Genomic DNA, 25423 nt, shown 5'->3' on the forward strand with positions numbered 1-25423 from the left:
CAATCAGGTCTGCGCGCTGCGGGCGAGCCGGGACAGCATTTCCGTAACCTGCCGCTCCCGATCCCGTTCCTGGGGCACGCGATCTTGGGCCACGCGATCCTGGGGCACGTGCCGCCGTTCTTGGGCCGGGCGTGCTTGGGGCGGGCGTGGCCGCTCTCGGGGCACGCGTGTTGTCCTTTCCTGGGGCACGCGCGGATTGTGCACGCCGCTGGTGCGCCGCAGCCCGGCGTCCTCGTCGTGGAACATCGGCGGCGGCGAACGCCGCAACGTCTTTGCGGAATCCCACATCGCGCGCCGCTTGCGGCGCATGGCGCGGCGTGCCCGCATGCGGCCGATCCTGACGATCGCGCTTACCGTGAGGCCGGCCAGCGCGAGGGCGGCGGCCATCACCAGAAGCAGCTTCTGCAGCGATGCGGTCGGCTTTGCCGTCGCCGCGTCCGCTGCGGCGGGCGCAACCTGATCTGCCGCAGGCTGCTGCACTTCCTCGGCCTGCGGCGGCTGGGCTGCCGGTGGGTTGGCGGCGGCGACCTGGAGATCGGCTGGATTTGCCAGAGATCTCGTGGTGGGAGCGTCGTTCCATCGCATCGACGACAGCGGCGCTGGCGCCAGCACATTCGGCATCGCTGCGCGCGGAGTATTCTGCACGGCCGGTGCGGGGACCGCCGCAACCGCTTGCTCGACTTTGGCGGGCGAATTTGGCTCGGCGCGGGGTTGCTGGGAGATCCATTCGGCACGTGCGTCGGCGATCGACTTGCGTGTGATCGCTGGCGGCTGCGCTGCAGCCGGTTCTGCTGCTGCTGACGACGGCGCCGGGGACGACGCTGGCGGCGCGGCGCGCGCGAACTTGTCATCGGCCTTGTCGCTCTCCTCCCGGAGATACCAGCATTGACGTTTGGTGGTACGGTCGATGCGATAGTACCAGTGGCTGCCCGACGGGGTCGCGCCCTTCGGCGCGGACTGGCAACTGTCTGAGGCGGCCTGGGTCGCTGGCGTGGCGGCTTCCGCCGCTGATATTACCTGGGCCCGGAGATCCGTCATGGCGGCCAGATTGGCACCTGCCACAACCCCGGCAAAGAGAGCCGGGACGAATTTCACGGAACGGTTCGACATTCTGTATCCCCGGCAACGCAACGCAACACGACGCTTGATGCCCCCAATCTGGTCGGAGACTTGGGTGGCAATGAGCCGCAATTTCGGAGCGGATGGGGTATAATTGGGGCTAGCTGGCCGCCTTAATTGAGGCCGGCGGATTCCCATAAAACAGCTTGTTTTTCTCCCGTTTGGATGGGTTTTTTCCTACTGTTTGGAAGCATTCTAGCGTTCGGAACAGCGGTCCAATCGCGCGAATGAACCGGGAGCCGATGCGCTCGGTAGATGCGGCCGGCACTGGATACGACATTGCGATCTCGCGGCGCGGGTAGCGCCCGAAGTTGTGCGATCGGCGATGCCCTCTCTCGAAAAGCAGAGGGCGCAGGGAAAGCCGGGTGCCCATGACACCCGCAGTCGTGCGCAAAAATGCACACGGCGGACCGCAGGTGCGCCGGAACACCCGGCCTTCCCTGCGCGATGGTTTTACGGCTTATGCCGCGCTCTCCCCGGAGACGAATTCCTTTTGCCTCCGTCGCTGACGGATTAGCGATTGATCGAAGGCCCGGTCGGGCTCGACAATCTCCATCAGCTTGACACCAGCAACGGGTGCCAGGACCACACGGTTTTGCCGTCCGCAGCTTCCTCGAGCCATACGCTCCAACCGGCCCGCATGCTGCCGGAAGAAGTTTCGACTGAAGCGTTTAAGCGCCGGTCGTCTGCGCGATGCGCCCGCTCACGGAATATCCGCCCTGCGAACACCTCTCGCGCCCGACGCTGCCGCGTCCACCGCAACCCGCCCCAACGTTCGTGACGCTGGCCAACGCCCCTCTTCTCGGGACAGGATAGCGGGAGTTGTAGGTTTGATTTGGGTTGCGCGTTAAGCGAAAAATTTTGCGCGAGCGCGAAATAAGTTTCTTGCCATGCGGGGCAAATCAGTGATTGGGGACCGGGGAAATGCGCGAGAGCGTGAAAGGGCTATTGAGTGCACTGGCACCGTAATTCCGAGAATCAAAGGCAAGTTAAGTGCACTGTCACCGTAGTCTTGCTCGTCGACTAGAACAGTTCCTTATTGAAGCGCGCCACATACGCAAAAGGTGTCGCTCGGGGCTTCAGACTCCTCCACCCTATGTCCGCTTTTATATTGAGTATCGATTTCGCGGCCATTGCTGCTCCACACACTCCGGCCAAGACGTCGCTTGATATGCCGAGAGGCGCCGCACCGAGATATCCTGCGAGCCCACCCGCAACAATCTCGAACGGCTTTAAATCGAGAGTGGTCTTCTGGCTAGAAAGGCGTACTGGAAATTGCCACTCCGCCGAGATCTTAAGGGCATCGGCACAAGCCCTATCAAGGTGCGTGATCTTTCGCTCCAGCTCAGCACGCGGATCCCCGGCGGCGTTGACGCACTGGACAAGATTATCTATCTCGCCCCTGAGCGCGACAAATTCATCATTTCGTCTTCGCTTAAATTCCAGAATTTCATTCAGAGGGACGTCTTTGTCAGGCACTGGGATCGCGTTAAGCAATTCTATCTGGATGCCAGCGTCCGTGACCGCATCAGCGCTAGCACTCAACAGAATCGATGAGTTTTGGCAGATATCCCAAGTACTATTCTTGGCTCCATCACGTTCTTTGAATGCTTGGAGCTGAGACAAAATCAGAGGCTCGGCATTCCTCGCAGATGCAAAGACGTAGAGGGGCCTCGTTAGGATACCCGCCTCTTCCAAGAACTGGGCCTCGGGACCACTCCCGATCGCTATCAGGTTGTTCGTCGGCCAAACTAGTTCATCCCAGAACAGAAGAGCATGACGTAAATCTTGAGGGTCTAGGTTGGTAGATTTGATGGAGAACCCATTTTCGCGCGGCTCAATTGGGCAGGTCAAAACGAGCCCGCGAACCGGTCGCCCATAACTTGGGTCGGCCTTCTTTCTCCGCTTGGCTTCACCCATTCTAGTCCCCTAGCTGTCAGAATTTTGATCCGATAACGATCCTAACCAGATCGTCTGGCTTCGAGCCCGTCTATTCCAAAACTTAAATCTCTATCCTTCAAAAATACGGTGCACTCATTAGACGCATCGCGCCTTCGCGAGCATCACAGGCAAGTTAAGTGTATTGTCACCGTAGTTCCGCGGGCTAAACTCGGCAGCGCAACGAAATGACGCGATGTGCCAATTTCGGACTCATGAGACGGCCGCAAGGTTTCACCGCAGCGGCGCGGGTGATCCGCGGCCGCAGACTACTTCTTCCACCCCACGTTGTCTCGGCTGCAACAAACTGGTGACCCATGGACAGCGATCCCTCACTGATTCCGGTTGAGCCGATTCCATTTGAGCACGGCCTGACCCACTTTGCGCAAAGCCTCACCAGAGGACGGGCCAAGATCGTCGCGATCGGCTCGTCGTCGACGGCGGGCCACGGCAATATCAAGCCCTATCCGGAGCGGCTGCTGCCGTTTCTCCAGGCCGAATATCCGAACGCCAGGATGACCATGGTCAACCAGGGAATCGGCGGCCAGGAAGCGCCGATCGAACTTCAGCGATTCGATACCGACGTCATCGCCGAGAAGCCCGATCTGGTGATCTGGCAGGTCGGAACGAATGCGGTCTGGCAAAGCCCGGACCAGAATCCTCCGTCCTTCAATGAAACCACCGGGGCCATCCGCGATGGTCTAGTCAAGCTGCGCGACGAAACGGAGGCCAACGTCATCCTGATGGACCTCCAATATGTGCCGGCCGTGCTGACGCCGGCCAAGAAGGACAAGGCGATCGCGATGGTCGAGGCGATCAGCAAACTGGCGCAGGACGCCAGCGTCAATGTGTTTCGCCGTTTCGCATTCATGAAGGGCTTGTTCGGGGTTGAGCAGGTCTCCTTCGACCGGATGGTCGACCCGACGGATGATCACAGGCTGCACGACAGCGACTGGGCCACGCATCGTGTGGCGTGGGCGATGAAGCTCGCGATCGTCAGCGGGGTCAAAAAGGCACGGTCATCGGCAGCCGTGCCTTCGCGACCATCACAGGCAAGTTAAGCGCACTGCCACCGTAATTGCACGTCATGGAGGTGGTGCTGAGGCTGACCGGCGAGGATTGCTTGATTCTCAAAGTCTTCGTGCTGTCCCGCAGCGCCATGACGAAGATTTTCGGCAGCGGGTGCGATGATGATCGCGACTAACAGCATCCAAGAAACGCAAGAAGAGTCCCCGCGGGCCCCTGAGGCCCTTCTTTTGCGGGAACGATGTCGCGGGGGGCGACATCGTACCAATTCCTGACCTACCGATCGGTCCAGCATCCCCGCCGGACCCTGAGCTGATCGTCGCTAACCGTCGAGCGCGTGTTTAGTCGCAGATGCGCTCGCGAATCCTGACGCGTTCACCAAAGCGGTTGGTGCGTTCGCGGATCACGATCCGGCAATCACCTCCGTAATCACGATCACGGTAGTAGGGGCGATCATAGCCGGGACCAACGTAGACGCCGCCGGGACCGACACCAAACTCGATAGCGTTGGCCGAAGCGATGGTTCCGACCGTAAGCAGTGTCGCAATCGTCAAGGCAGATAGCTTCATAGATACCTCCTCTTGTCGATCAAAACCAAAGGCTTCGGAAGGCATTCGTTCCGCTTGGCGGAGATTTTGATCGCGCGCTCATCTCGGGTTCCGCGAAGGAAACATTGCGCGAGCCACCTCGGTTTCGACCGCCTACCACGCTCATCACGGTACCGGCGAACTCGTTGCCATTATAGTAACTCGATGCAGGTTTCACGCTAACGAGCGGAGGAACTTGACGCCGTTCCGAATGGTTGATCGCTCTGTTCGACGCCCCCCTCCGGCTACGTACTCGGACGAGGACAGCATGACTTCACTTGCGAAACTTCTCACTCAAAAGCAACAACTGCTGGGCAGGTTGGAGCAGGACCCGGGGCCCAATGAGCGCGCCGAACTGGAACGCCTTTTGGAGAAGGTCGACGCAGCGTTGAGTTCACTGGAGCCTGCGCCCAGCGACATCGCCGAGGATCATGACAGCCGCTCAGACCCGGCTGCAATTAACAAGACGACTTCGCCTTCCGCAGCCGGGACCCTCCGCTCAGGCAGACGCTGATCATCACCGGGACTCGGATGAGTGCAGCGCGAGGGTTGACCTGTCGAGGAAGGGCGCCGGGCGATGTCGTGTGTGGTTTCCGTCATTACGGAGTGCGCAAATGAAATGCTTCGGCTTCGCGGGCATTTCTGGCAGCCATGTCGTAAAGCGTAGCTTGACACGATACGGACGGATCCTTATGTTGCTTGTATGAGGATTCGGAACGTCCTGCATAAGGGTCTGCGGCGCTTTATCGAGGACGATGACAAGAGCGGCATACAGGCTGCGGTCGCGGAGAAGCTGCGCCGCATGATCTCTTTTCTTCAGGATATGCAGAAAGAGACGGAATTAAAGGCCGTGCCGAGCTGGAAAGCCCATCAGCTCACCGGGGACCGCAAGGGGACTTGGAGCCTTTTCGTCACCAAGAACTGGCGGCTGACGTTTCGGATCGACCGAAACGAGATTGAGATTATCGACCTCGATTACGAGGACTACCACTAGGAGGTGGCCATGAAGGCAATACAGGGCATTCGCATGAAAAATCCGGCCCATCCCGGCGGGTTCGTGAAGAGCGAGATCGTCGAGGCGCTCGACCTCTCGGTGACCGACGCCGCCAAGGCGCTGGGTGTGACCCGTCCCGCGCTCTCGGCGCTGCTCAATGAGCGCGCGGCACTATCGTCTGAAATGGCGCTGCGCATCGAGAAGGCGTTCGACGTGTCCATGGATACATTGATGCGCATGCAAAATAGCTACGACATTGCGCAGGCGCGTCGCCGTGCCGGGCAGATCAAGGTTGCGCGGTTTCGCAAGGTTGGCGATCCGGGCCCGGCGCTCGCGTGAGAGGACCCTCGACCAGCATGCGCATCGAGGGACGAATGTCGGACCGGCGCACGCCCATTCGCGGCTGCGACCTCAGCAGCTCCACCTTGGATTAGTGCGATCCAGATAACGCTCGGCGGCGGCTGGCCGTTCGAGCCCAATCAACACGTGGATGTCCAGCAGGTCAGTACGGGCTTGGTTCGACCAGACCAGTTCAATCGGCATTGCCGGAGGCTTTCTTCGCGCCTTCCAGACGTTTGCGCGCGTCCCTACGCACGGGCGACCGATCCCCAGCGGAACGGTGATCACGATGGAAGAGTATCGAAACGGAGAGCTGGTCCGACACATTCTACCTCCATTATGGAGATAGACGTGGCCCAGAACATCTACGACAATCCCGATTTCTTCGCTGGCTACAGCCAATTGCCTCGCCAGGTGCATGGGCTGGACGGTGCGCCTGAATGGCCGGCTGTCCAGGCCATGCTGCCCCCGCTAGCCGGCAAGCGCGTGGCCGATCTGGGCTGCGGCTTCGGCTGGGCCTCGCGCTGGATGCGCGCGCAGGGCGCGGTCTCGGTGCTTGGCCTCGATCTGTCGCAGAACATGATCGCACGCGCCAAGGTCGATACTACGGACCCGGCCATTGAATATCGGCTCGCCGATCTCGAGACACTGGAGCTGCCCGAAGCGGCTTTCGATCTCGTCTACAGCGCCTTGAGCTTTCACTATGTCGAGGACTTCCGGCGCCTCGTGCGCATGATCCACAGGGCGCTGGTCGGCGGCGGAGATCTGGTCTTCACGATTGAGCATCCGATCTTCATGGCTGCGGCGCATCCGCATTGGATCGCCGATGAAGACGGCCGCAAGACCTGGCCCGTCAACGGCTACGCGGTCGAGGGCGAGCGCCGCACGGACTGGTTCGCCAGGGACGTGCTGAAGTATCACCGGACGCTCGGCACGACGCTCAACACGCTGATTGATGCGGGCTTCGAGCTGCGCCGGGTCGAGGAATTCGCTCCGACGCGCGAACAGCTCGAGCGCTTGCCCGAACTGGCCGAAGAGCTGGAGCGGCCGATGATGCTCCTGGTCGCAGCGCGAAAGACAGAAAGGCGCTAAGAGTCGAGCTGTCCGTGCCGCATGATGCGGGCGAGCAGTTCCACCTTGGATTCGATGCGATCCAGATAACGCTTGGCGGCGGCCGGGCGTTCGAGCCCAATCAACACGTAGATGTTCAGCAGCTCAGTACGGGCCTGGTTCGACCAGACCAGTTCAATCGGCGCTGCCGGAGGTTTTCTTCGCGCCTTCCAGACGTTTGCGGGCGTCCTTACGCAGCTTTTCCATATTCAGCTTGCCGGCGGGGCCGCTGGCAACACCTTCATCCCACATCTGCCGCAGCCGCTTGATGTCTTCCTGGCGCAGTTCGCGCTTCAATTGCCAGTAACGCACCGCCGCCCTCGGTCCTTGAGGATGCCTTGATGATTTAGGCTCGGGCCGGATCGTAGGCGATGCCGCGCGCGCGGAGACAAAGGCTGCCGCGGATTATTACTTTTCGGCCACGATTCGAGGCCGGCTGCCTTCATCGCAGATCGCTGTATTTTGAAGTTTCGCTTGCGAGAACCCGGGAGCCATTTGCCGGGCTGGCGGTTGTCTGCCCACATCTATCTGGAGTCGGGCAGCCGGGCGCGCCTCGTCTTCAGCACTTACGCAGGAACGGAAGGTGACCAATCACGTTGGGATAGCCGTCTTTCGAGATGTACGGAAATTCAGGCAACAGGTGCTGCGATGGAACGAACGGAGTTTCGTTCCTTTGCGTTCTACAGGGAAAGGATACTAACGCTTGCCGTCTTCGATAACCTCGCATCTCCCTTTCAGTGGCGCCGAAATCAGCCTCCGAAAGAAATTTCGGCTGTTCTTTACAGTCGGGGTGATCGTCCTGCTGCTCGGCGGTCTCAAGGCAATCGTTCACTATGTCGGATTTGAATTTCTCGATCTCAACGGGCTGGTGACAAGTGGCATCGGTGGCGCCATCTTCATCATCGGCTTCCTGCTGTCGAGCATTCTCAAGGACTATAAGGAGGCCGAACAACTTCCGACGGCACTGCGCACTGCGATCGAGGCGATCGACGGGGATCTGGAATGCTTCGCGCGGACCAACGAGCGTTTCAATCTTGGGGAAGCGCGGCTGATCCTGCTGGGTGTTATTGGAAAGCTGCGCGAAGGTCTCGGCTATGCCTACGACCACAAGAACATCGCCCCCGTGCTCGACGAGCTGGCCAAGCTGACGCCGATCCTCGGCCGCCTGGAGGGTATGGGCATGGCGGCGAATTTCGTCGTGCGCCTCCGCGCCAACCAGGACGGGATCCGAAGGGCGCTGCTTCGCATCTACACCATACAGCGCGTCGAGTTCGTGCCGTCGGTGCATGTCCTGGTGCAGACGCTGGTGGTTTCGATCATCCTGCTGTTGCTTCTACTGAAGACGGAGGGTGATCCGGCGGCGGCCCTGCTGTTCGGATTCATCACCTACATGTTCGTCTACGTCCTGTATCTGATCCGGCTCCTCGAACAGCCCTTCGCCAAGGGAAACGGCTCGGTCGACGACGTCAGCTTCTTCCTGCTTGACGAGCTCGAGGGACAATTGCGCCGCTCGCTGAACTCCGCCGGCGGACGGCCACGACCTCAGGCGATACAGAGAGGATGAGCAATGCACTTACTTTTCAGTCATGAGTACCCGCCCTGGCAGATACCCCTCGCGACAAATGCGGAACGCGTCGGCGCGGAGATCATGCGCAAGCCAAAGGGACGGGGCGAGACGAATGCACCGTCATTGTAATGATGCGAGTGCGCGGCTTCAGTTCTTCAGCACAATCCGCCCGACGACTTTCCCGGCGCGCAATTCGTCGATCCATTTCTGGACGTCGGCCATTGGCTCTTCCTTCATCGGCGTCGGCTTGATCTTGCCGGCGCGGGCGAGCGCCATCAATTCCTTTGCCTCGGCGAGGGTGCCGACCATGAAGCCTTCGATGGTCATGCGCTTATAGACCCATTGTACCATCGGCAGGCTGAAATTGCCGCCCATCAGGCCGGAGACCACGACCTTGCCGCCGCGTGCGACTGTCGCAACAGCGAACGCCATCGATTTCTCGTTGCCGGCAAAATCGACAACGCCATCGAAGCCGCCCTCGGTCTCTTTCAGGATGCGCCTGATGACTTCGGGCTCGGACGGATCGTAGGCTACCGCGGCGCCGTTCTGCAGCGCGGTCTCGCGCGCGGCGGGGCTGAGATCGGCGACCGTGATGTTCTGCTTGAACATCGCCTGCGCGAACGAAAGCCCCATCATGCCGACGCCGCCGAGCCCGATCAGCAGCAGATTGCGCTGCCGCGGGCGGTCGACCAGCCGCTTCAGCGCGCCATAGGCGGTCACGCCCGAGCACATCAGGGTTGCCGCCTGATTGACCGGCAGCGGATCGTAATCCAGCAAATATTTGGCGTCGGGCACCAGCACGTGGGTGGCGAAGCCGCCGTCGATCGAGACGCCAAGGAAGCGCTGCTTGACGCAGAGGTTCTCGTCGCCATTGGCGCAGTCGCGGCACTGGCCACAGCCGATCCAGGGGAATACCGCCTGCTTCTTTCCGATCAGGTCCTTCGGGGCATCGGGACCCACTTCATCAACGACGCCGGCGATCTCGTGGCCGAGCGTGAACGGCAGCGTCATGCCGCGCGTGGTGTCGAGCCGCTTGCCGCCGCCCAAATCAGCATAGCCGTCCTGGATGTGCAGGTCGGAATGGCACAGACCACAACGCTCGATGCGGACGAGGACTTCGCGTCCTATCGGCTTCGGCGTGTCGACGATGGTTTCGCACAACGGCGCATCGAACTTGACCAGCGACTGGCGACGCATCAGCGCCATGGCAATATCTCCCTTGAGCAGAAGTTTCTCAGAGCGTTTGAGTTTTTGTGTTTCGTATATCGGTCAATTCACGGGCCATGGCAACAAAGCCTGAAACGGGGATTGTTTCGGCCCGCCGGGTCGCATCGACTTCCGCGGCCGCCGCCAGCCGCGCCGGATCGACCGACAGCGATTTGAGGCTCTGCCGCAGCATTTTGCGGCGCTGGCCGAAGGCCGCGGCGGCCACTTGTTCGAGGGCGCGGCGGTCGCACGTTTCAGGGGCGCTGCGCGGCGTCAGCCGCACCACCGAGGAGGTGACCTTGGGCTGCGGCACGAAAGCGGCGGGAGAAATGTCGAACAGGATTTTGGTCTCGGCGCGCCAGTTGGCGAGCACCGCGAGCCGGCCATAGGCCTCGTCATTCTCTCTTGCGACGATCCGCTCGGCGACCTCGCGCTGAAACATCAGCACCATCATGTCGTACCAGGGCGGCCACGGCTCGATCGAGAGCCAGTCCACCAAAAGCGCAGTCGCGATGTTGTAGGGCAGGTTGGCGACGATTTTTGCCGGCTCGCCGCCCAGCATCGGGCGGGGATCGAAGCGCTGCGCGTCGGCGTGCACGATCTCGAGCCGCCCGGGATAACGCCTGGCGATGTAATCGAGCGGGGCCAGCGCGCGCTCGTCGCGCTCGACCGCGATGACGCGTTTTGCGCCCAGCGCCAGCAGCGCGCGCGTCAGGCCGCCGGGGCCGGGGCCGACCTCGATGATCGTGGCGCCTTCGAGCGGGCCTGCGGCGCGTGCAATCCGCGCCGTGAGGTTGAGGTCGAGCAGGAAATTCTGGCCGAGGGATTTGCGCGCCGACAGGGAATGTTCGCGGATGACGTCGCGCAGTGGCGGCAGATCGTCGATCGCGCTCATGAAGGCTTGGTCGTCGCCATGCGTGCGGCGAGCCGCAAGGCTGCTGCGAGACTCGACGGGTTGGCCTTGCCGGTGCCGGCAATGTCGAAGGCCGTGCCGTGGTCCGGCGAGGTGCGGATGAACGGCAATCCCAGCGTGACGTTGACGGCGTCCTCGAACGCAATCGTCTTGATCGGGATCAGCGCCTGGTCGTGATACATGCAGATGGCGCAGTCGTAGGTCTTGCGCGCCGCGGCGTGAAACATGGTATCCGCCGGCAACGGGCCCCTGGCGTCGATGCCATCTTTGCGCAGCGTTTCGACCGCCGGCGCGACGATGTCGATGTCTTCGCTGCCGAGCGAGCCGTCCTCGCCGGCATGCGGATTGAGGCCCGATATGGCAAGCCGCGGCTGGGCCAGGCCGAAATGCGCTTTCAGATCCGCGACCGCGATCCGGGCGGTCGTCACGATCAGCTCGCTCGAGAGCTGGGCCAGCGCCTCACGCAGCGAAAGATGGATGGTGACGGGAACGACGGCGAGCGCCGGCGACCACAACATCATCACCGGCTGGGGCGTGCGGCCGCCATCGGCGGCAAGCTCGGCGAGAAACTCGGTGTGGCCGGGATGGCGGAATCCGGCGCGGTACAGCACGCTCTTCGCGATCGGGTTGGTGACGACGGCGCCGGCTCGCCCCGTCCGGACATGGTCGACCGCGTGGCGAATGGAGGCCAGCGCAGCGCTTGCGCTGGTATCGTCGGGCTGTCCGGGGCGTGCGGTGGCGATTTCGCCTGTTGCCACCACGGGCAACGCCTTCGCGAATGTCGCGCTCGCATCCTCGGGCGCGGCATCGGCAAGCTCGACCTGCAATCCCAGGACTTTCGCCCGCTCGGCGAAGAACGCGCGATCGCCGAGTAGATAGAACGGCGGAAGGTCGAGCTCGCTACGCCGCAGCCATGCCGCGATGGCGATGTCGGGGCCGATGCCCGCGGGCTCGCCGGATGTCAGCGCGAGGGGTTTTGCCATGCATCAACGACATTCGATCATTGCAGCTTTGCGGATGTCGTTCAGATAGGCTTTCTGTTTTGTCTCGTATTTCTGGGCGTACATCTTTTCCCGGATTTCCCGCTTCTTCGGCGTATCGATCTTGGTCGGTTTCCTCTCGCACAATGCCACCATCTCCACGCCCTGTTTGGTGATTTCGGGCGGGGTCAAACGACCGATTGGCGTCTTGTCCAGCAATTCGCGAAGCGGGCCCGGGATGTCGGCCGAAGTCTTGGTCACGGTGTCGCGGATCGCAGCGTTCTGCATCGACTTGAAGTAGGAGTTGGCCTGCTCGCAGGTCTGGACGCGCTCGCGCAAGGATTCCGCTTCCTTGCGCCGCAGGTCGATCGCCGCTTGCGCCGAGCCGCGCGGCACGATCAGCACGATCGGCCGCAGCTTGTATTCGAACGCCTCGGTCTGGGTTGGTTCGCCGCTTTCCTGGGCGGCGGCCGCAACGTCTTTCTCGCCGACTTGCAGGCTCTCCTTGAAGCGGCCGCGCACCAGACTGCCCCAGACCATCTCGGCCTTGAGGCGGGACTTCAGCGTTTCCGGCCGGACACCGCTGCTCTCCAGGGACTTGGTGAGCTGCTCGGGCGACAGCCGCATCCGCTGGCTCATTCCCGCATAGGCCTGATCGATATCGCTGGCGGAAGGATCGACGCCGAATCTCTTGGCTTCCTTGATCTTCACCTTTTCGTTGGTCAGTTCGTCGATCACTTCCTGCCGCGGCATTTGCTTCCGCGTGGTCAGGAAGTTGAGCTTGGTACGCTGCTCGATATCGAGACTGGTGATGGGCTCGCCGTTGACCATGCAGGCCACCGACTGAGCGGGCACTGGCGAAACCCCGCCGGCCAGCACGGCAAGCGCGACGGCGCCGCCGGCGGCAAGGGACCAAACATTGGACCAAAGTCGGCGAGAAAGGAGCTTGATGGTCGTCATGGTCATGTCAGCCGTATCAACCAATTCGTACCGCGTTGCGCTGGGTACTGTCCGGCAAGGTCGGGCCTCACGCTACTGCATGCCGGTGTTGCCGGCCGTCGAGGACGAATTCGCGATGGTCCGCAGGCCGATCTGCAGCATGAACGCGTGGCTGAGCACCGGCGGCGTCGTCCCGGCGGAGTAGTTGTAGGACGTGACGTAATTGGCCGCCAGCACGAAGCAGTCATCCACATAGCCTGCGCCAACGATGTACTGGTTCAGCTTGTTGGCTTCAAGATCCCACCGCGCCGAGCCCGACACGACCCAGTTCGACGCCAGCTTGATCGACGCGCTGCCGAGCAGGCCTTCGCGCCGGGTCAGATAGCCGAGTTCCGGCTGCTCGGCATAATTGCCGTACATCATGCTGACCGACCAGCGGTCGAATGAGGCGCGTCCCTCGGCTTCGAAGCGATTGACGTTCAACGTCGCCTCATCAATGCGCGAGCGCACGCTGAACGTATAGGTGCGGTTCGGCGAATAGTTGACGCGAGCGACGTAGTCGGACCGGGGGGTCTGCAGGCCGGAATCGAGCCCGGTATTGGTCACGTCGTGCACGGCGTACGAGTTCAGGCCGAACAACTGGTAGGATTGTCCGAACAGCACATTGACGCTGCCGCCGCGATCGAACTGCGTGGTCGCCTGGACGCCGACATTGGCGCGGCCGCCGCCTTCGACGCGGTCGTAGCCCGAGAACTTGTCGACCGCGAACAGGTTGCTGGCGTCGAACACCATGCTCTGGGCGTCCTCGTTGGGCAGCTTGCCGGCGTAGGTCTCGTTGGGACGAGCGATGATCTGCGCGATCGGCTCGATCGTGGTGGTGCCCCAGGGCTGTACGTTGATGAAGGGGTAGCGATATTCGAGGCCGACGGCCGGCATCGGGCGCAGCGCCTGCGTGTCGCCGACAGGAAGGAAATTCGAAACACCGGGTTGGTTCGAAACCGAGGCGTTGATGGCGTCGGCGCGCAGAATCGCAAACGGCGTCCAGATCTGGCCGAACGGATCGGTGAACGACTTCCGCCATTGCGCCTCGGCCGTCAGGCGCGTGTAAGTGCCGGGGAAGCCGCGCAACAGGCATTGCGACGGCGTCCGCGCCAGCGGATCGGCGGACGTCGTGGTGCACAGGCTGGCGGTGTTCGCCAATGTCGTGATCGGATCGAAGGCCGCGGTCGTACGCGACAGGCTGGTGAAATTCGTCTTGTAGCTGACCTCGCCGCCGAGGACTGGGTGGTTGAGGACGTTGGAATAGTCGATGACCGGATGAATCACCGGCACCTGGTCCTGGTTGCCGGAGAAGGAGAGGTAATAGATCGTGCGCGCGTCGAAGAAGCTGCGATTGCCGACGCCGGTCAGATAAAGCTGCGAGATGGCTTCCGTCGGAAGGCTCAGGAACGAGCCCAGCGGGTCCTTGTACTGGGCCAGCCGGTAATCCGAGAAGAAGTAGTAGTCCGACAGCAGAACGCCGTCCCAGCCCCAAACCCATTTGTCGTTGAGCGCGAACTGGCCTTTGGTGTCGAGGCCGCCGCGGAACTGGCGGTCGCCGGGTTGACCGGCGTAGGCGCCCTGGTCGAGCTGATCGATGCCGTAGGCGCGGATCTGGTAGGAGCCGTTGATCAGGCGCTGGCGGAATTCGCCCTGGAACAGCACGCCTTGCTTGGTGGTGAAGCGCGGATTGAAGGTCGCGTCATAATCCGGCGCGATCGCCCAATAGAACGGGGTTTCCACGCCGTAACCGTAGCCGGTGACCGTCGTGAAGGACGGCATCAGGAAACCCGTCTTGCGCTTGACGGTCGGATCTGGCGTCGAAAAATACGGCAGATACGCCATCGGCACGCCGAAGAACTCGAGCTGCGCGTTTTCGAAGTACAGCATCTTGTCGGTCTGGTCGTGGATGATGCGCGCACCCTTGACCTGCCACAGCGGCGGCTTCTTCGGATTGTCCTTGCAGGGCGCGCAGGCGGTATACACGCCGTTTTCGAACACGGTGTAATTGCCGGCGGAACGGTCGGCGCGCGTCGCCGCCATCCGCGTGGCGTCCTCGGTGTCGACGCGGAGCGAATCGACGAACCCGTCACGGTAGTCGTCGCTCAGATCCATGATGTTGGCGTAGGTGACTTTGCCTTCCGCATCGGTCAGGCGGATGTTGCCTTCCGCATGCAGCCGTTTGGTCTTCTGGTCATAGATGATCTTGTCGGCCTCCACACTGGTGCCGTTGTAGAACATCTGCACGTTGCCGACCGCGGACACGCGCTGGTTGTTGTAGTCGTAATCCACCTCGACCGCTTGCACGGTCATCCTGCCGTCGTTGTTGGCAGGCCGTGGCGGCGGCTTGGGCGGCCGCGGATTGTAGGTGAAGCTTTGCGCCGAGGCCGGCACCGTCAGGGCAAGCTCGATCGAGCCCGCGAGAACGATCCCGGCGAGCAGGGCAAAAATGGGAACGCCAACGGCAGCCAAGCGGGCTCGATAGCGGCGCACATCGGTGCGCCGCCTGAACGCAGGCGACCTCAACTGGCGGGCGGCGACAACGGCCACTACCCGTCCTCCTGGTACAACAAGGCCAAAAAGCCGGTGAGGCCACCCACACAGACGGGCAACCACGCCGCAGCGATCGGATGCATCAACTCAGCCTTGCTCAAATCCTCAGTAACTTTCGATAAAACGTAGAGCAGAAAGCCCGCGCCCACGCCACTCAAAACCATCTTTTGCACGCCGCCCATCCGGAAGAAGCGAAGGCTGACGGAAGCCGCCAACATCACCATTGCAGCCAGCAAAAACGGCTGTGCGATGAGCTTATGGTACTGCAGACGGTAGCCGGCGGTCGCGAAGCCAGAGCTTTCGGAAGAGCGGATATAGCCGGGCAGTTGCCAAAAAGACACGGTTTCGGGGGTGGAGAAACTGTTGCGAACCTGGGCCGGGGTGAGGGTGGTCGTCAGGTAATAGTTCTCCTGATCAACCGGAGGTTTATCCAGGGAGTACCTGCGTACCGATTTGAAGGCCCAACGGCCTTCCTCGAGGGCGGCTTCGCGGGCTTCGATTCGCTCCTTGAACTGGAGATCGGTGTCGAATCGGAACACGGTCAGTCCGGTCAGCCGTACACCCTGCTGCTCGCTGCGCGCCGCATTGATGATCGACTGGCCGTCGCTGTTGATCTGGTTGAGCCAGAAGCCGGATGCATCCTGGATGCCGCCGCCGGGCGCCGAGCCGAACAGCTCGGCCTCCATCCGCTTGGAAAGTTCGCGCAGGTTCGCCGACATCGGGTTGTAGGCAACAGTCGCCACGGTGCCGAGGATGATCGAGCTTGCCAGTGCAGGCGAGATGAACTGCCAGGCGGATACGCCGGCCGCACGTGCGACCACCAGTTCGAGCCGCCGCGACAGCGCGAGATAACAGGTCATCGCGCCGATCAGGACGCAGAACGGCATCAGCTTCTCGAGCAGTTGCGGCACCCGGTAAAGCGACGTCTGAGCCACCGTGATCGCGGATACCGACACCAGCCCGGAAGTCTTGCGGACCATTTCGATGTAGTCGACCAGCACGAGCAGCACGAAAATGCTCGCAAACACGCCCACCGCCGCGACCAGGAAGCGGCCGGCAAAGTATCGCCCGAGCGTATTGGTCATCATGCTCATGCTGTGGCGGGCCGTCCAAAGAGCCGCGCCAGCCGCGCGTTCGACCTGTTGATGGCCTCCATCAGCGCCGCCGGCGGCTCCACCACGATGCCAGCGATGATCATCCACAGCCCCCCGCCGATCGCGGCGAACAGCATCGAATACTGGACGAGAGCCATGCCCGGTGTCTTCACCGTCATCACCGAACAGGCGAATCCCGCCATGCGCAGGCCAAACACCGCCAGGATGGATCCGCCGATCGAAAAATTGCGGCTCTGGCGCGTGGTGCGCGGCGTGCCGAGGAAGGCAAAGGTCAGGACTGCGAACGCGAAGGGATAGACCGGCGCCAGGAATCGGTCATGCAGCTCGGCGCGAAACTGTCCGGACAGTTGCTTGAAAACCGGGTCGTCCTCCGAGGGCGAAACCAGCTCCCAGAGATAGCGTTCGCGAATTCCGAGCGCGACGTCACGGCCGCGATTGGAGAATTTCGACATGTCGAAGGCATAGCGGGCGAAAGCCACCAGCGCCGGATCGCGCTTTCCCGCCTCGAAACGTTCGAGGTTGCCGTCCTCCAGCACCAGGTAGGAGCCGTTCTCGTTCTTCAGCACCGTGCCATGGTCGGCGATGATGGTGACGCGCTCCTTGGGATCGCGGCGGTCGTCGACGAAGATGCCGGCGAGAACGCCGCCCGGCTGCCGTTCCCGGATGCGAATCGTCAGGTTCTGGTCGAGCTGGGCGAAACGTCCCGGCTGCAGGATGTTGGTCAGCACGTCGGCCGTGATCTCGGCGTCCCATTGCTTGATCCGGCGCAGGCCGTCGGGAGCGAGATAGGCAGCGATGAAGGTGACCAGCATCGCCACCACACAAGTGGCGAAGAAAAATGGGCGGAACAGCCGGAATGGGGAAAAGCCGGCGGCATTCATTACGATGATTTCGGAATCGGTGGCGAGCTTGTTCAGCGTATGCGAGATCGCGATCATCAGCGCGATCGGCGCGATGACCAGCACAAGCGCCGGAATCACCAGGCTGGTGATGCCGAGAAAGGTGATGATGGTCTGGCCCTGGCTCGTCATCAGGTCGATGCCGCGCAGCGCCTGCGTAATCCAGATCACGCCGGTGAGGCTGACCAGGATCAGCGCAAACGACGCGAGCGTCGTGCGGAAAATGTACCTGTCGATCGACCCCATCGTTACCGCACGATCCCACCCTTGCGCGCCCGAAGAGCGGCTTCCGACCAACCCCCGTTTGAGGGTTCCCCTTTGGTCGGGCCGCCAACACCAGCCGTCTGCATTCTCACCACCATCCCTTTGATCCGTCAACAAAATGGCCGGGCCGTGGCGTCCCCTCGATGCGGTTAATAATTCACTTCATGTGGCCTTCCGGCCACTGCGGCGCTTGGCAGTGCCGTGGCTTGCGGGCCATAGTGCCGAAAACGTCAGGTCCTGAGCGATTTGGGCCGTTACCGAAGAGAAACATTCCATCGTACGGGCCGATTCCGGACCCGCAAGAAGCCCTGAATTCTGGAGGATTTACCTATGTCCGACACCGTCAAGGTCGGCTTTGTCGCTTTTTCCGCCGCGCCCCGTGGCGTTCTCGTGGTGTTTTGCGATGACGCATTGAAGTTCGGCGAGGCGACGCGGAAGGCGCTGGGGACGGCTGCCAACACCGTCAAGCGGGCGGCGGCCGCCAATCAGTTCAAGGGCAAGAGCGGATCGACGCTCGATATCCCGGCGCCGGATGGAATCAAGGCGGAGCGCCTGATCGTGGTCGGCGTCGGCAAGGCGGCCGATATCAAGGAGAAGGATTTTCTCAAGTTCGGCGGGGTGACGGCGGGCAAGCTCAATGCCGCCAGCGAATCGGTCACCGTGATCGCCGAGCTGCCCGAGGCGGCGATGCAGGGCGATGCCGCCGCCGCCATCGCGTCGGGTATCCGGCTGCGCGCGTATAAATTCGACCGCTACAAGACCAAGAAGAAAGACGGCGAGAACGGCGCGCTTCGCGCCGACGTTTCGATCGCCGTCGGGGATGTCGCCGCCGCGCGAAAGGCCTTCGCGCCGGCATCCCATGTCGTGGACGGCGTGATCATCGCACGCGAACTCGTCAACGAGCCGCCGAACGTGCTGTACCCGATCGAATTCGCGCGCCGCGCGAGCCAGCTCAAGAAGCTCGGTGTCGAGGTCGAGGTGCTCGACGTCAAGGCGATGAAGAAGTTCGGCATGGGCGCACTGCTCGGTGTCGCGCAGGGCTCGACGCAGCCCGGCCGCACCGTGATCATGCACTGGAACGGCGGCAAGAAGGGCGATCAGCCGGTCGCTTTCGTCGGCAAGGGCGTTTGCTTCGACACCGGCGGTATTTCCATCAAGGGCGCCGCCAGCATGGAAGACATGAAAGGCGACATGGGAGGCGCTGCGTGCGTGGTCGGGCTGATGCATGCGCTGGCGGCCCGCAAGGCGAAGGTCAACGCGGTCGGCGCGATCGGCCTGGTCGAGAACATGCCTGACGGCAACGCCCAGCGCCCCGGCGATATCGTCACCTCGATGTCGGGGCAGACCATCGAGATCATCAACACCGACGCCGAAGGCCGGCTGGTGCTGGCCGATGTGCTCTGGTACGTGGCCAAGAAATTCAAGCCCAAACTCATGGTCGATCTTGCGACACTCACCGGCGCGATCATGGTCGCGCTCGGCACCGAATATTCCGGAATGTTCTCCAACAACGACGAACTGGCGGAACGGCTGAGCAAGATCGGAACCGAAACCGGCGAGCGCGTCTGGCGCATGCCGCTTGGTCCCGAATACGACAAGCAGATCGATTCGCAGTTTGCCGACATGAAGAATACCGGCGGGCGCCACGGCGGTTCGATCACCGCCGCGCAGTTCCTGCAGCGGTTCGTCGACAACACGCCGTGGGCGCATCTCGACGTCGCGGGAACTGCGATGGGCGCGCCGAAAACCGACATCAACCACAGTTGGGGGTCGGGTTATGGCGTTCGCCTTTTGGACCGGTTGGTCGCGGAATATTACGAAGCCACGAAGTAACCGGATCGCAGCCGGATGACGGAAATCCTGTTCTATCATTTGCAGGGCATGTCGCTCGAAAGCGTATTGCCGCCGCTTCTGGAAAAATCGCTCGAGCGCGGCTGGCGCGTGGTCGTGCAATCGACTTCGCCGGAGCGCACCGAGGCGCTCGATGCGCATTTGTGGGCCTACAGCGACGATTCGTTCCTGCCGCACGCCACATGGCGCGCCAGTGATGCGCAGGACCAGCCCATCATTCTCTCAATCGAGGAGGGCAACCCGAACCGGGCAAATGTCAGGTTCCTGATCGACAATGCGGCGTTGCCGGCCGATTGCGACAGCTACGAACGGGTGGTGCTGGTCTTCAACGGCGACGATGATGACGCGCTGACCGCGGCGCGCGGCGCCTGGGCCGATTGCAAGGCACGAGGGTTCGAGCTGACTTATTGGCAGACCGACGAGCGGGGCCGGTGGCAGCGGCGGCAATAGCGATGCTCGGATATTAGTGGTCCTTGGAAATTGGTGGAAATTAGCGATCTTGGGGAATTAATGATAATCTGCGGATTCTGCGCCGGACCTTGCGGGCAGCCATGGTCGTGCCGCAAAGTGATGGTCGGACAAATGGTTACAGTCAAGGGCGGAGCCAAGGTCTAGCGTGCGACGCGGAACGATCGATCGAAAACCACTGCTGATGTTGTTGCTGCTCGGGCCCGCGCTTGCGGGCTGCTCGGGTGCGTCAGACCTTCTGTCGAAGGATGCGGACTGGTTTTCCCGTTCCGGCCGCGTGTTCATCCGAAACGTGTCGATCGAAACGCCGCCACTCAGCCCGGAAAAGTCTGTGACGCCGGATGAACTGGTCAGTGCCGACGGCGGTTGTCCCGGAATGGCGACGCCGGGCGCTGGTGCAAACGCGCTGGCAGACGGCGCTGCAGGCAGTCCGCCTCCCTCGACGACCGGAACGGTGGCGCTCGGTCATACCGAATGCGACGTCGTGCGTGGCATTGGTGCACCCGACAACGTCAATTTCTCCAGCAACGCGCGCGGCGACCGAGTCGCCGTCATCAACTATTCGCGTGGCCAGCGGGCCGGAATCTACACCTTTACCGCGGGACGCCTGACGTCGATCGAGCGTGGACCGGAGCCGGTGGCGCCGGGTAGGGGCGCCAAGCCGAAGAAAAAGCCGGCCGCGTAGTTCGCGGGCATCGAGCGGTTTTATAGCGTTTTCAAGCGAAGCAGGTCCTTGGACTTGATCCGGGGGATGGGTACCGGTTCGTGTCAAGAAAACGCGTCAAAACAAGAAGCTAGAGCCGGTTCTGATTCAATCGGAACCGACTCTAGCCCGCCGCTTCGTCGTATTGTGAACTTGCTTCCAGCCAGACTTCCTCAGCCCGCCGCAGCGCGCTTTCGGCACCGGCACGCGCCTTGCTGAGCTGGGCGGCCTGCTTGGGATCGCGCGTGAACAGATCCGGCAAGGCAAGCGCCGTGTCGATCTTGGCGATGATGCCGTTGATGCGCTGGATTTCGGCCTCGGCCTCGGCGATCCGCTGCTTCAGCGGCGTTCGTCTTTCGCTTTTGCCGCGCTCGGGCTTCGCGCTTTCCTTGATGCGCTCGCGCGAACCGCTGCGTGTGTCGCCGATCGACAACACCATTCGCCTGTAATCGTCGAGGTCACCGTCGTAAGTCGTCACCGTCTGATTGGCGACGACCCACAATTGATCGGCGCAGGATTCGATCAGGTAGCGGTCGTGCGAGACCATAATGATGGCGCCGGGAAAATCGTTGATCGCTTCGGCCAGCGCCGCACGGCTGTCGATGTCCAGATGGTTGGTCGGCTCGTCGAGGATGATCATGTTCGGGCCGAAGAATGTGGCAAGCCCGAGCAATAGCCGTGCCTTCTCGCCGCCCGACAGGCTCTTGACCAGGGTATCGCCGGCCTTTCCGGAAAACCCGATCGCGCCGGTGCGGCCGCGCACCTTGGTTTCCGGCGCATCGGGCATCAGCCTGCGGACGTGATCGTAGGGCGAGCCGTCGAGGTTGAGCTCGTCGACCTGATGCTGCGCGAAATAGCCGACCGAGAGTTTTTCCGCCCGGGTGATCCGGCCGGAGAAAGGTTGCAGCTTGTTGGCCAACAGCTTGACCAGCGTCGACTTGCCGTTGCCGTTGGAGCCGAGCAGGGCGATGCGGTCGTCGGTGTCGATACGCAGCGTGACGCGATTGAGCACCGGCTTTTTCGGATCGTAGCCGACCGACACGTCGTCGACGGCGATAATCGGCGGCGACAGCATTTTCTCCGGCGTCGGGAACGCGATTTCACGCACGTCCTGGGTGACCAGCGCAGTGATCGGCTTCATCCGTTCCAGCATCTTGACACGCGACTGGGCCTGGCGGGCTTTCGAGGCCTTCGCCTTGAAGCGGTCTACGAAGGCCTGCAGCCGCTTGCGCTCGTCGGCCTGGCGCTTGGCATGCTTGGCGTCCAGCATCTCGCGCGTGGCGCGCTGTTCCTCGAACGAGGAATAGGTGCCCTTGTAGAGCGTCAGCTTGCCGCGATCGAGGTGCAGGATCTGATCGACCGAGGTGTCGAGCAGGTCGCGGTCGTGGCTGATCACGATGACGGTGCGCGGATAGTTGGCCAGATGGTCTTCCAGCCACAGCGTGCCTTCGAGGTCGAGATAGTTGGTTGGCTCGTCCAGCAGCAAGAGATCGGGCGCCGAGAACAGCGTCGCCGCCAGCGCCACCCGCATGCGCCAGCCGCCGGAGAATTCCGAACACGGCCGCGCCTGGTCCGCGGTGGAAAATCCGAGGCCGCTCAGGATTGCCGCCGCGCGGGCCGGCGCGGAGTGGGCGTCGATGTCGACCAGCCGCACCTGGATCTCGGCGATACGGTGCGGATCGGTGGCGGTTTCGGCTTCACGGAGCAGCGCGTCGCGCTCCAGATCGGCCTTCAGCACGACATCGACGAGGCTCTCCGGGCCGTCCGGCGCCTCCTGCGCCAGACTGCCGATGCGCCAGCGCGGCGGCAGGGTGATGCTGCCGGATTCGGTCGGCAGGTCGCCGCGGATCGCGTGAAACAGCGTCGATTTGCCGACGCCGTTGCGGCCGACGAAGCCGACGCGCGCGCCGGGCACGATCTGCACGGTGCTGTCGTCGATCAGGAGCCGCCCGGCAATCCGGACCGAAATATCTGTGATGGAAAGCATGCGGGGTTGTCACCGGAGCGGCCGGCAAACGCAACCCATTTATTATCGGAAAAATCTATCGGCTGATCGGCAAATTCTATCGGCAAAGCATCATTCAATGCAGCTCGTCGTCGTCGCGCCGACGCAGTTCATCCATCAACTCTCGCAGCCGGGGGGAAAGTTCTGCTTCCGGGCGCATGTTTTGTTGCAACCGTTCGCCCACGCCGTGGCAAATGGACTGGCAGGTCTTGTGATCGATTTGAACGAAACCGTTGATTCGAGAATCCATGAACAGTCTCTTTGACGAGTTCCACCTCGCAGCACTCGCAAGGTCCGAGGGTGTCGACGGATCAAGTCACAACGGCGCGATTTGTTTCCCGTGCAAGTAGTCGAATCACTTTCCAAAATTGGTTCCTTGAAAAAAAGCCCCGGCGCGGCGGCCGGGGCGTCAGTCTCGGGGGGAAGCTCAGATCAGTTCAGTAGCAGCGGTTCACCAACCGCCAGCGCGGGCCCCAAGGGGTCGGAACCAGGCGCCGCGCGTAGCAGCCGCCATATCCGCCGGCGTAATAGGCCGGGCCGCCGATGAAGACGCGCGGGCCACCCCAGCCGTGATGATGATGACGATGGTGGTGCCGGCCGCCATGGTGCCAGCCGCCGGCCGAGGCCGAGGTCGGCGCCAGCGCGGCCGCACCCAGCGAAGCTGCCGCCACTGCAACGAGCGAAAGTTTGCGTAACATGATCGTCTCCTCAAAGTTTCGGTGCCAGTTGGCACCATCAGTGAGATCGGGTCCCGTGACGCCCTGGGGCCGGCGGACGCGCGTGCCCTGCGTTCGATCGTCGTTAAGTCTACGGCCGCGATGCTGAATGAAGACGGCACGGCGGCTTCAGACAGGGTTCACCTCCGTGAAATTGCTGTAATCTTCGCCCCCGCGGCGCGTCCGCCGCACGAAAACTCGCCAAAAAGAGGTGGCAGCCGCGTCACCGGGTCGCTTGCCGTCGTGAGGTGGCGCCGATATAAGCCCCGGAACTCTCCACCCGGCGTTTTGTAAGGACGTAAGCAATGGCGATTGAACGCACTTTCTCGATCATCAAACCGGACGCGACCGAGCGCAATCTGACCGGCGCCGTCAACGCGTTGATCGAGAGGGCGGGGCTGCGGATCGTGGCCCAGAAGCGCATTCGCATGACTCGGGAACAGGCGGAAACCTTCTACGCGGTTCACAAGGCGCGTCCGTTCTTCGGCGAACTGGTCGACTTCATGACCTCGGGCCCGGTCGTGGTGCAGGTGCTGGAGGGTGAGGGCGCCGTGCTCAAATACCGTGACGTGATGGGGGCCACCGATCCGTCGAAGGCCGCGGATGGCACGATCCGCAAGGTCCATGCGAAGTCGATCGGCGAGAATTCGGTGCACGGTTCGGACGCGCCGGAGACCGCCGCGATCGAAATCGCGCAGTTCTTTTCGGGCAACGAAATCGTCGGCTGATTTATTAGGACAGCGGCGATAGGCGCCGCGCGCAACGGCTGAAAGAGCCGAGGGGGAACGCTGTGAACTGGCTGTGGCAAATTTTCGATCCTGCGACTATCTCGGCGTTCTTCACCCAGTTCCAGGCCGAGATGCAGCACCCCGCTTTCTGGGTCGCGCTCGGCAAGATCATGTGGATCAACATCCTGCTGTCGGGCGACAACGCGCTTGTCATCGCGATGGCGTGCCGGGGCTTGCCGCCGCGCCAGCGGTTCTGGGGCATGATCCTTGGCGCCGGCGTCGCCGTTCTCTTGCGCATCATCTTCACCGGTATCGTCGTGACGTTGATGGCGCTGCCGTTCCTCAAGCTGGTCGGAGGCCTCGCGTTGCTGTTTATCGCAGCGAAGCTGCTGGTGCCTGAACACGAGGGCGAGGGAGACGTGGATGCGGCTGCGCATCTGTGGGCGGCCGTGCAGATCGTGGCGATCGCCGACATTGTCATGAGCCTCGACAACGTGATTGCGGTTGCCGCCGCCGCCAACGGCAGCATTCCGCTGCTGGTCATCGGCCTTGCCATCAGCGTTCCCCTGATCGTCGCCGGCGCGGCGCTGATCATGGCGCTGCTCACGCGCCTGCCTGCCTTGGTGTGGGCCGGTGCGGGCCTGCTCGGCTGGGTCGCCGGCGAGGTGATGGCGACCGACCCCGCGATACAGCCGGCGATGCATGCGTTCTTCAACGGCCCGGTCGGTGTCGGCCTCGATGGCGTGCTGAGCTCGCTTGGTCTTGGGCTGCGTTTTGCCAATGGCGGCCACGGCGGCGAGGTGCTGCTCGGGCTCATCGGCATCGCCGTGGTGCTCGTGGCGGGATCGATCTGGCGCAGGCGGAAGCTGGAAGGCGTCGAGCACTCCGCCACCGCGTAGAGAATCAATTCTCGGCGCCGGCGGCGAGGGCGATGCGGCCTTGAAGCCTGCCGGCGCAAGGCAGGCGTGAGGTGAGTATCGGACCGATGGATGGCGATTTTGCTCGCCCTTCAGGAACGCTTCGATGCCGGGGAAATTATGCAATTTGTGTCCAAGGGATAGACACATCGAACTCCAAAGCGGCTGCCGATTGCATTCCCGCTGCCAAGGCGTGTTGGCAGCCGCTCCTTTTGGTTGCGACCATCATGAAGGATTTTTCCAATGCGTCCTTCCCGCCCGAGGTGATCTCGGTGATGGAAGTGGCGCTTGATGCCGCGGTGGCTTCACTTCCCGAGCCGGTCCAGTCCAGCCACGTTCAAGCGCTCGCCGAAGCGATCCTGCGCGCGGCCCATGGCGGAGAGCACGACCCGATCGTTCTGCAAAGACTTGCACTGCTGGAATTGCAGCTCATTCAGCGTTAATCAT

The 25423-nt window shown here is 62.2% G+C and carries 27 protein-coding genes; 12 read left to right on the plus strand and 15 right to left on the minus strand.

All coding sequences use genetic code 11. From position 1 onward, the window contains the following. Window positions 1–3: 3 nt before the first annotated feature. Together V1279_RS12740 and V1279_RS12745 are read right to left on the minus strand one after the other, a co-directional pair. Window positions 4–1110, minus strand: coding sequence for a hypothetical protein (locus V1279_RS12740; RefSeq protein ID WP_334436091.1), 1107 nt, complete (start codon window positions 1108–1110; stop codon window positions 4–6). A gap of 1032 nt (window positions 1111–2142) precedes the next feature. Then, entirely contained in the window at window positions 2143–3039 is an 897-nt protein-coding gene (locus V1279_RS12745; protein WP_334436093.1) for a DUF6236 family protein, read from the minus strand. 335 nt (window positions 3040–3374) lie between these two features. Here V1279_RS12745 and V1279_RS12750 point away from each other — a divergent pair, with 335 nt between their 5' ends. Further along, window positions 3375–4118, plus strand: a complete 744-nt coding sequence (locus V1279_RS12750; RefSeq protein ID WP_334436095.1) for an SGNH/GDSL hydrolase family protein — start codon at window positions 3375–3377, stop codon at window positions 4116–4118. Between the two features lie 306 nt (window positions 4119–4424). On the opposite strand, the gene V1279_RS12755 is transcribed toward V1279_RS12750, so the two are convergent. Beyond that, entirely contained in the window at window positions 4425–4652 is a 228-nt protein-coding gene (locus V1279_RS12755; protein WP_334436098.1) for a hypothetical protein, read from the minus strand. A gap of 286 nt (window positions 4653–4938) precedes the next feature. Here V1279_RS12755 and V1279_RS12760 point away from each other — a divergent pair, with 286 nt between their 5' ends. The 4 genes from V1279_RS12760 to V1279_RS12775 all read left to right on the plus strand — a co-directional run bounded on the left by V1279_RS12760 (window position 4939) and on the right by V1279_RS12775 (window position 7095). Beyond that, window positions 4939–5184 (plus strand): hypothetical protein, encoded by a 246-nt coding sequence (locus tag V1279_RS12760; protein WP_334436101.1) that lies wholly within the window; start codon window positions 4939–4941, stop codon window positions 5182–5184. A 189-nt stretch (window positions 5185–5373) separates the two neighbouring features. After that, a complete protein-coding gene (locus V1279_RS12765) occupies window positions 5374–5664 on the plus strand; it encodes a type II toxin-antitoxin system RelE/ParE family toxin (protein WP_334436104.1) in 291 nt (96 codons plus the stop codon). Between the two features lie 9 nt (window positions 5665–5673). After that, window positions 5674–6003 (plus strand): HigA family addiction module antitoxin, encoded by a 330-nt coding sequence (locus tag V1279_RS12770; protein ID WP_334436107.1) that lies wholly within the window; start codon window positions 5674–5676, stop codon window positions 6001–6003. Window positions 6004–6354: 351 nt separating this feature from the next. Next, window positions 6355–7095 (plus strand): class I SAM-dependent methyltransferase, encoded by a 741-nt coding sequence (locus tag V1279_RS12775; protein ID WP_334436109.1) that lies wholly within the window; start codon window positions 6355–6357, stop codon window positions 7093–7095. Here the strand turns inward: V1279_RS12775 and V1279_RS12780 are convergent. Both V1279_RS12780 and V1279_RS12785 read right to left on the minus strand, forming a co-directional pair. Next, window positions 7092–7322, minus strand: coding sequence for a type II toxin-antitoxin system RelE/ParE family toxin (locus tag V1279_RS12780; protein WP_334446350.1), 231 nt, complete (start codon window positions 7320–7322; stop codon window positions 7092–7094). The genes V1279_RS12775 and V1279_RS12780 overlap by 4 nt on opposite strands. Next, complete coding sequence (locus tag V1279_RS12785; protein ID WP_334436111.1) at window positions 7249–7425, minus strand: hypothetical protein; 177 nt, start codon at window positions 7423–7425, stop codon at window positions 7249–7251. Before V1279_RS12785 ends, V1279_RS12780 begins: the two co-directional genes overlap by 74 nt. A gap of 391 nt (window positions 7426–7816) precedes the next feature. Between V1279_RS12785 and V1279_RS12790 the strand changes: the two genes are divergently transcribed. Beyond that, the gene (locus V1279_RS12790) at window positions 7817–8677 is read left to right on the plus strand and encodes a hypothetical protein (RefSeq protein WP_334436113.1); all 861 of its coding nucleotides are present in this window, start codon (window positions 7817–7819) and stop codon (window positions 8675–8677) included. 150 nt (window positions 8678–8827) lie between these two features. Here the strand turns inward: V1279_RS12790 and V1279_RS12795 are convergent, their stop codons facing one another. The 7 genes from V1279_RS12795 to lptF form a co-directional block, all read right to left on the minus strand. Further along, window positions 8828–9886: an alcohol dehydrogenase gene (locus V1279_RS12795; RefSeq protein ID WP_334436116.1), complete on the minus strand. Its 1059-nt coding sequence runs from the start codon at window positions 9884–9886 to the stop codon at window positions 8828–8830. Between the two features lie 28 nt (window positions 9887–9914). After that, window positions 9915–10781: a 16S rRNA (adenine(1518)-N(6)/adenine(1519)-N(6))-dimethyltransferase RsmA gene (gene rsmA, locus V1279_RS12800; protein WP_334436119.1), complete on the minus strand. Its 867-nt coding sequence runs from the start codon at window positions 10779–10781 to the stop codon at window positions 9915–9917. After that, complete coding sequence (gene pdxA / locus V1279_RS12805) at window positions 10778–11782, minus strand: 4-hydroxythreonine-4-phosphate dehydrogenase PdxA (protein WP_334436122.1); 1005 nt, start codon at window positions 11780–11782, stop codon at window positions 10778–10780. Before pdxA ends, rsmA begins: the two co-directional genes overlap by 4 nt. A 3-nt stretch (window positions 11783–11785) precedes the next feature. Then, window positions 11786–12739 (minus strand): SurA N-terminal domain-containing protein, encoded by a 954-nt coding sequence (locus V1279_RS12810; protein ID WP_442894887.1) that lies wholly within the window; start codon window positions 12737–12739, stop codon window positions 11786–11788. 72 nt (window positions 12740–12811) lie between these two features. Next, on the minus strand, window positions 12812–15307 hold the full coding sequence (locus V1279_RS12815; RefSeq protein WP_442894761.1) for an LPS-assembly protein LptD: 2496 nt from the start codon (window positions 15305–15307) through the stop codon (window positions 12812–12814). After that, on the minus strand, window positions 15307–16404 hold the full coding sequence (gene lptG, locus V1279_RS12820; protein ID WP_334436128.1) for an LPS export ABC transporter permease LptG: 1098 nt from the start codon (window positions 16402–16404) through the stop codon (window positions 15307–15309). Before lptG ends, V1279_RS12815 begins: the two co-directional genes overlap by 1 nt. Then, window positions 16401–17570, minus strand: a complete 1170-nt coding sequence (gene lptF / locus V1279_RS12825) for an LPS export ABC transporter permease LptF (RefSeq protein ID WP_334436131.1) — start codon at window positions 17568–17570, stop codon at window positions 16401–16403. The genes lptG and lptF overlap by 4 nt, the downstream gene beginning before the upstream one ends. A 348-nt stretch (window positions 17571–17918) precedes the next feature. Here lptF and V1279_RS12830 point away from each other — a divergent pair, with 348 nt between their 5' ends. From V1279_RS12830 to V1279_RS12840, 3 genes are all read left to right on the plus strand, one after another. Continuing rightward, window positions 17919–19421, plus strand: coding sequence for a leucyl aminopeptidase (locus V1279_RS12830; RefSeq protein WP_334436134.1), 1503 nt, complete (start codon window positions 17919–17921; stop codon window positions 19419–19421). Between the two features lie 15 nt (window positions 19422–19436). Beyond that, window positions 19437–19889, plus strand: coding sequence for a DNA polymerase III subunit chi (locus tag V1279_RS12835; RefSeq protein WP_334436136.1), 453 nt, complete (start codon window positions 19437–19439; stop codon window positions 19887–19889). 202 nt (window positions 19890–20091) lie between these two features. Continuing rightward, window positions 20092–20592, plus strand: coding sequence for a hypothetical protein (locus tag V1279_RS12840; RefSeq protein ID WP_334446354.1), 501 nt, complete (start codon window positions 20092–20094; stop codon window positions 20590–20592). Window positions 20593–20734: 142 nt separating this feature from the next. On the opposite strand, the gene V1279_RS12845 is transcribed toward V1279_RS12840, so the two are convergent. From V1279_RS12845 to V1279_RS12855, 3 genes are all read right to left on the minus strand, one after another. Further along, window positions 20735–22597: an ABC-F family ATP-binding cassette domain-containing protein gene (locus V1279_RS12845; protein ID WP_334436138.1), complete on the minus strand. Its 1863-nt coding sequence runs from the start codon at window positions 22595–22597 to the stop codon at window positions 20735–20737. 94 nt (window positions 22598–22691) lie between these two features. Beyond that, on the minus strand, window positions 22692–22865 hold the full coding sequence (locus V1279_RS12850) for a hypothetical protein (RefSeq protein ID WP_334436141.1): 174 nt from the start codon (window positions 22863–22865) through the stop codon (window positions 22692–22694). Between the two features lie 187 nt (window positions 22866–23052). After that, the gene (locus tag V1279_RS12855) at window positions 23053–23313 is read right to left on the minus strand and encodes a sulfur globule protein precursor (protein ID WP_334436143.1); all 261 of its coding nucleotides are present in this window, start codon (window positions 23311–23313) and stop codon (window positions 23053–23055) included. Between the two features lie 323 nt (window positions 23314–23636). Here V1279_RS12855 and ndk point away from each other — a divergent pair, with 323 nt between their 5' ends. From ndk to V1279_RS12870, 3 genes are all read left to right on the plus strand, one after another. After that, window positions 23637–24059 (plus strand): nucleoside-diphosphate kinase, encoded by a 423-nt coding sequence (gene ndk, locus V1279_RS12860; RefSeq protein WP_334436146.1) that lies wholly within the window; start codon window positions 23637–23639, stop codon window positions 24057–24059. A 62-nt stretch (window positions 24060–24121) separates the two neighbouring features. Beyond that, window positions 24122–24958, plus strand: a complete 837-nt coding sequence (locus V1279_RS12865) for a TerC family protein (RefSeq protein WP_334436149.1) — start codon at window positions 24122–24124, stop codon at window positions 24956–24958. A 245-nt stretch (window positions 24959–25203) separates the two neighbouring features. Then, entirely contained in the window at window positions 25204–25419 is a 216-nt protein-coding gene (locus V1279_RS12870; RefSeq protein WP_334446356.1) for a hypothetical protein, read from the plus strand. Window positions 25420–25423: the final 4 nt, after the last annotated feature.

Origin of the sequence: Bradyrhizobium sp. AZCC 1610 (assembly GCF_036924515.1) — a bacterium.
Taxonomy (GTDB): Bacteria; Pseudomonadota; Alphaproteobacteria; order Rhizobiales; family Xanthobacteraceae; genus Bradyrhizobium.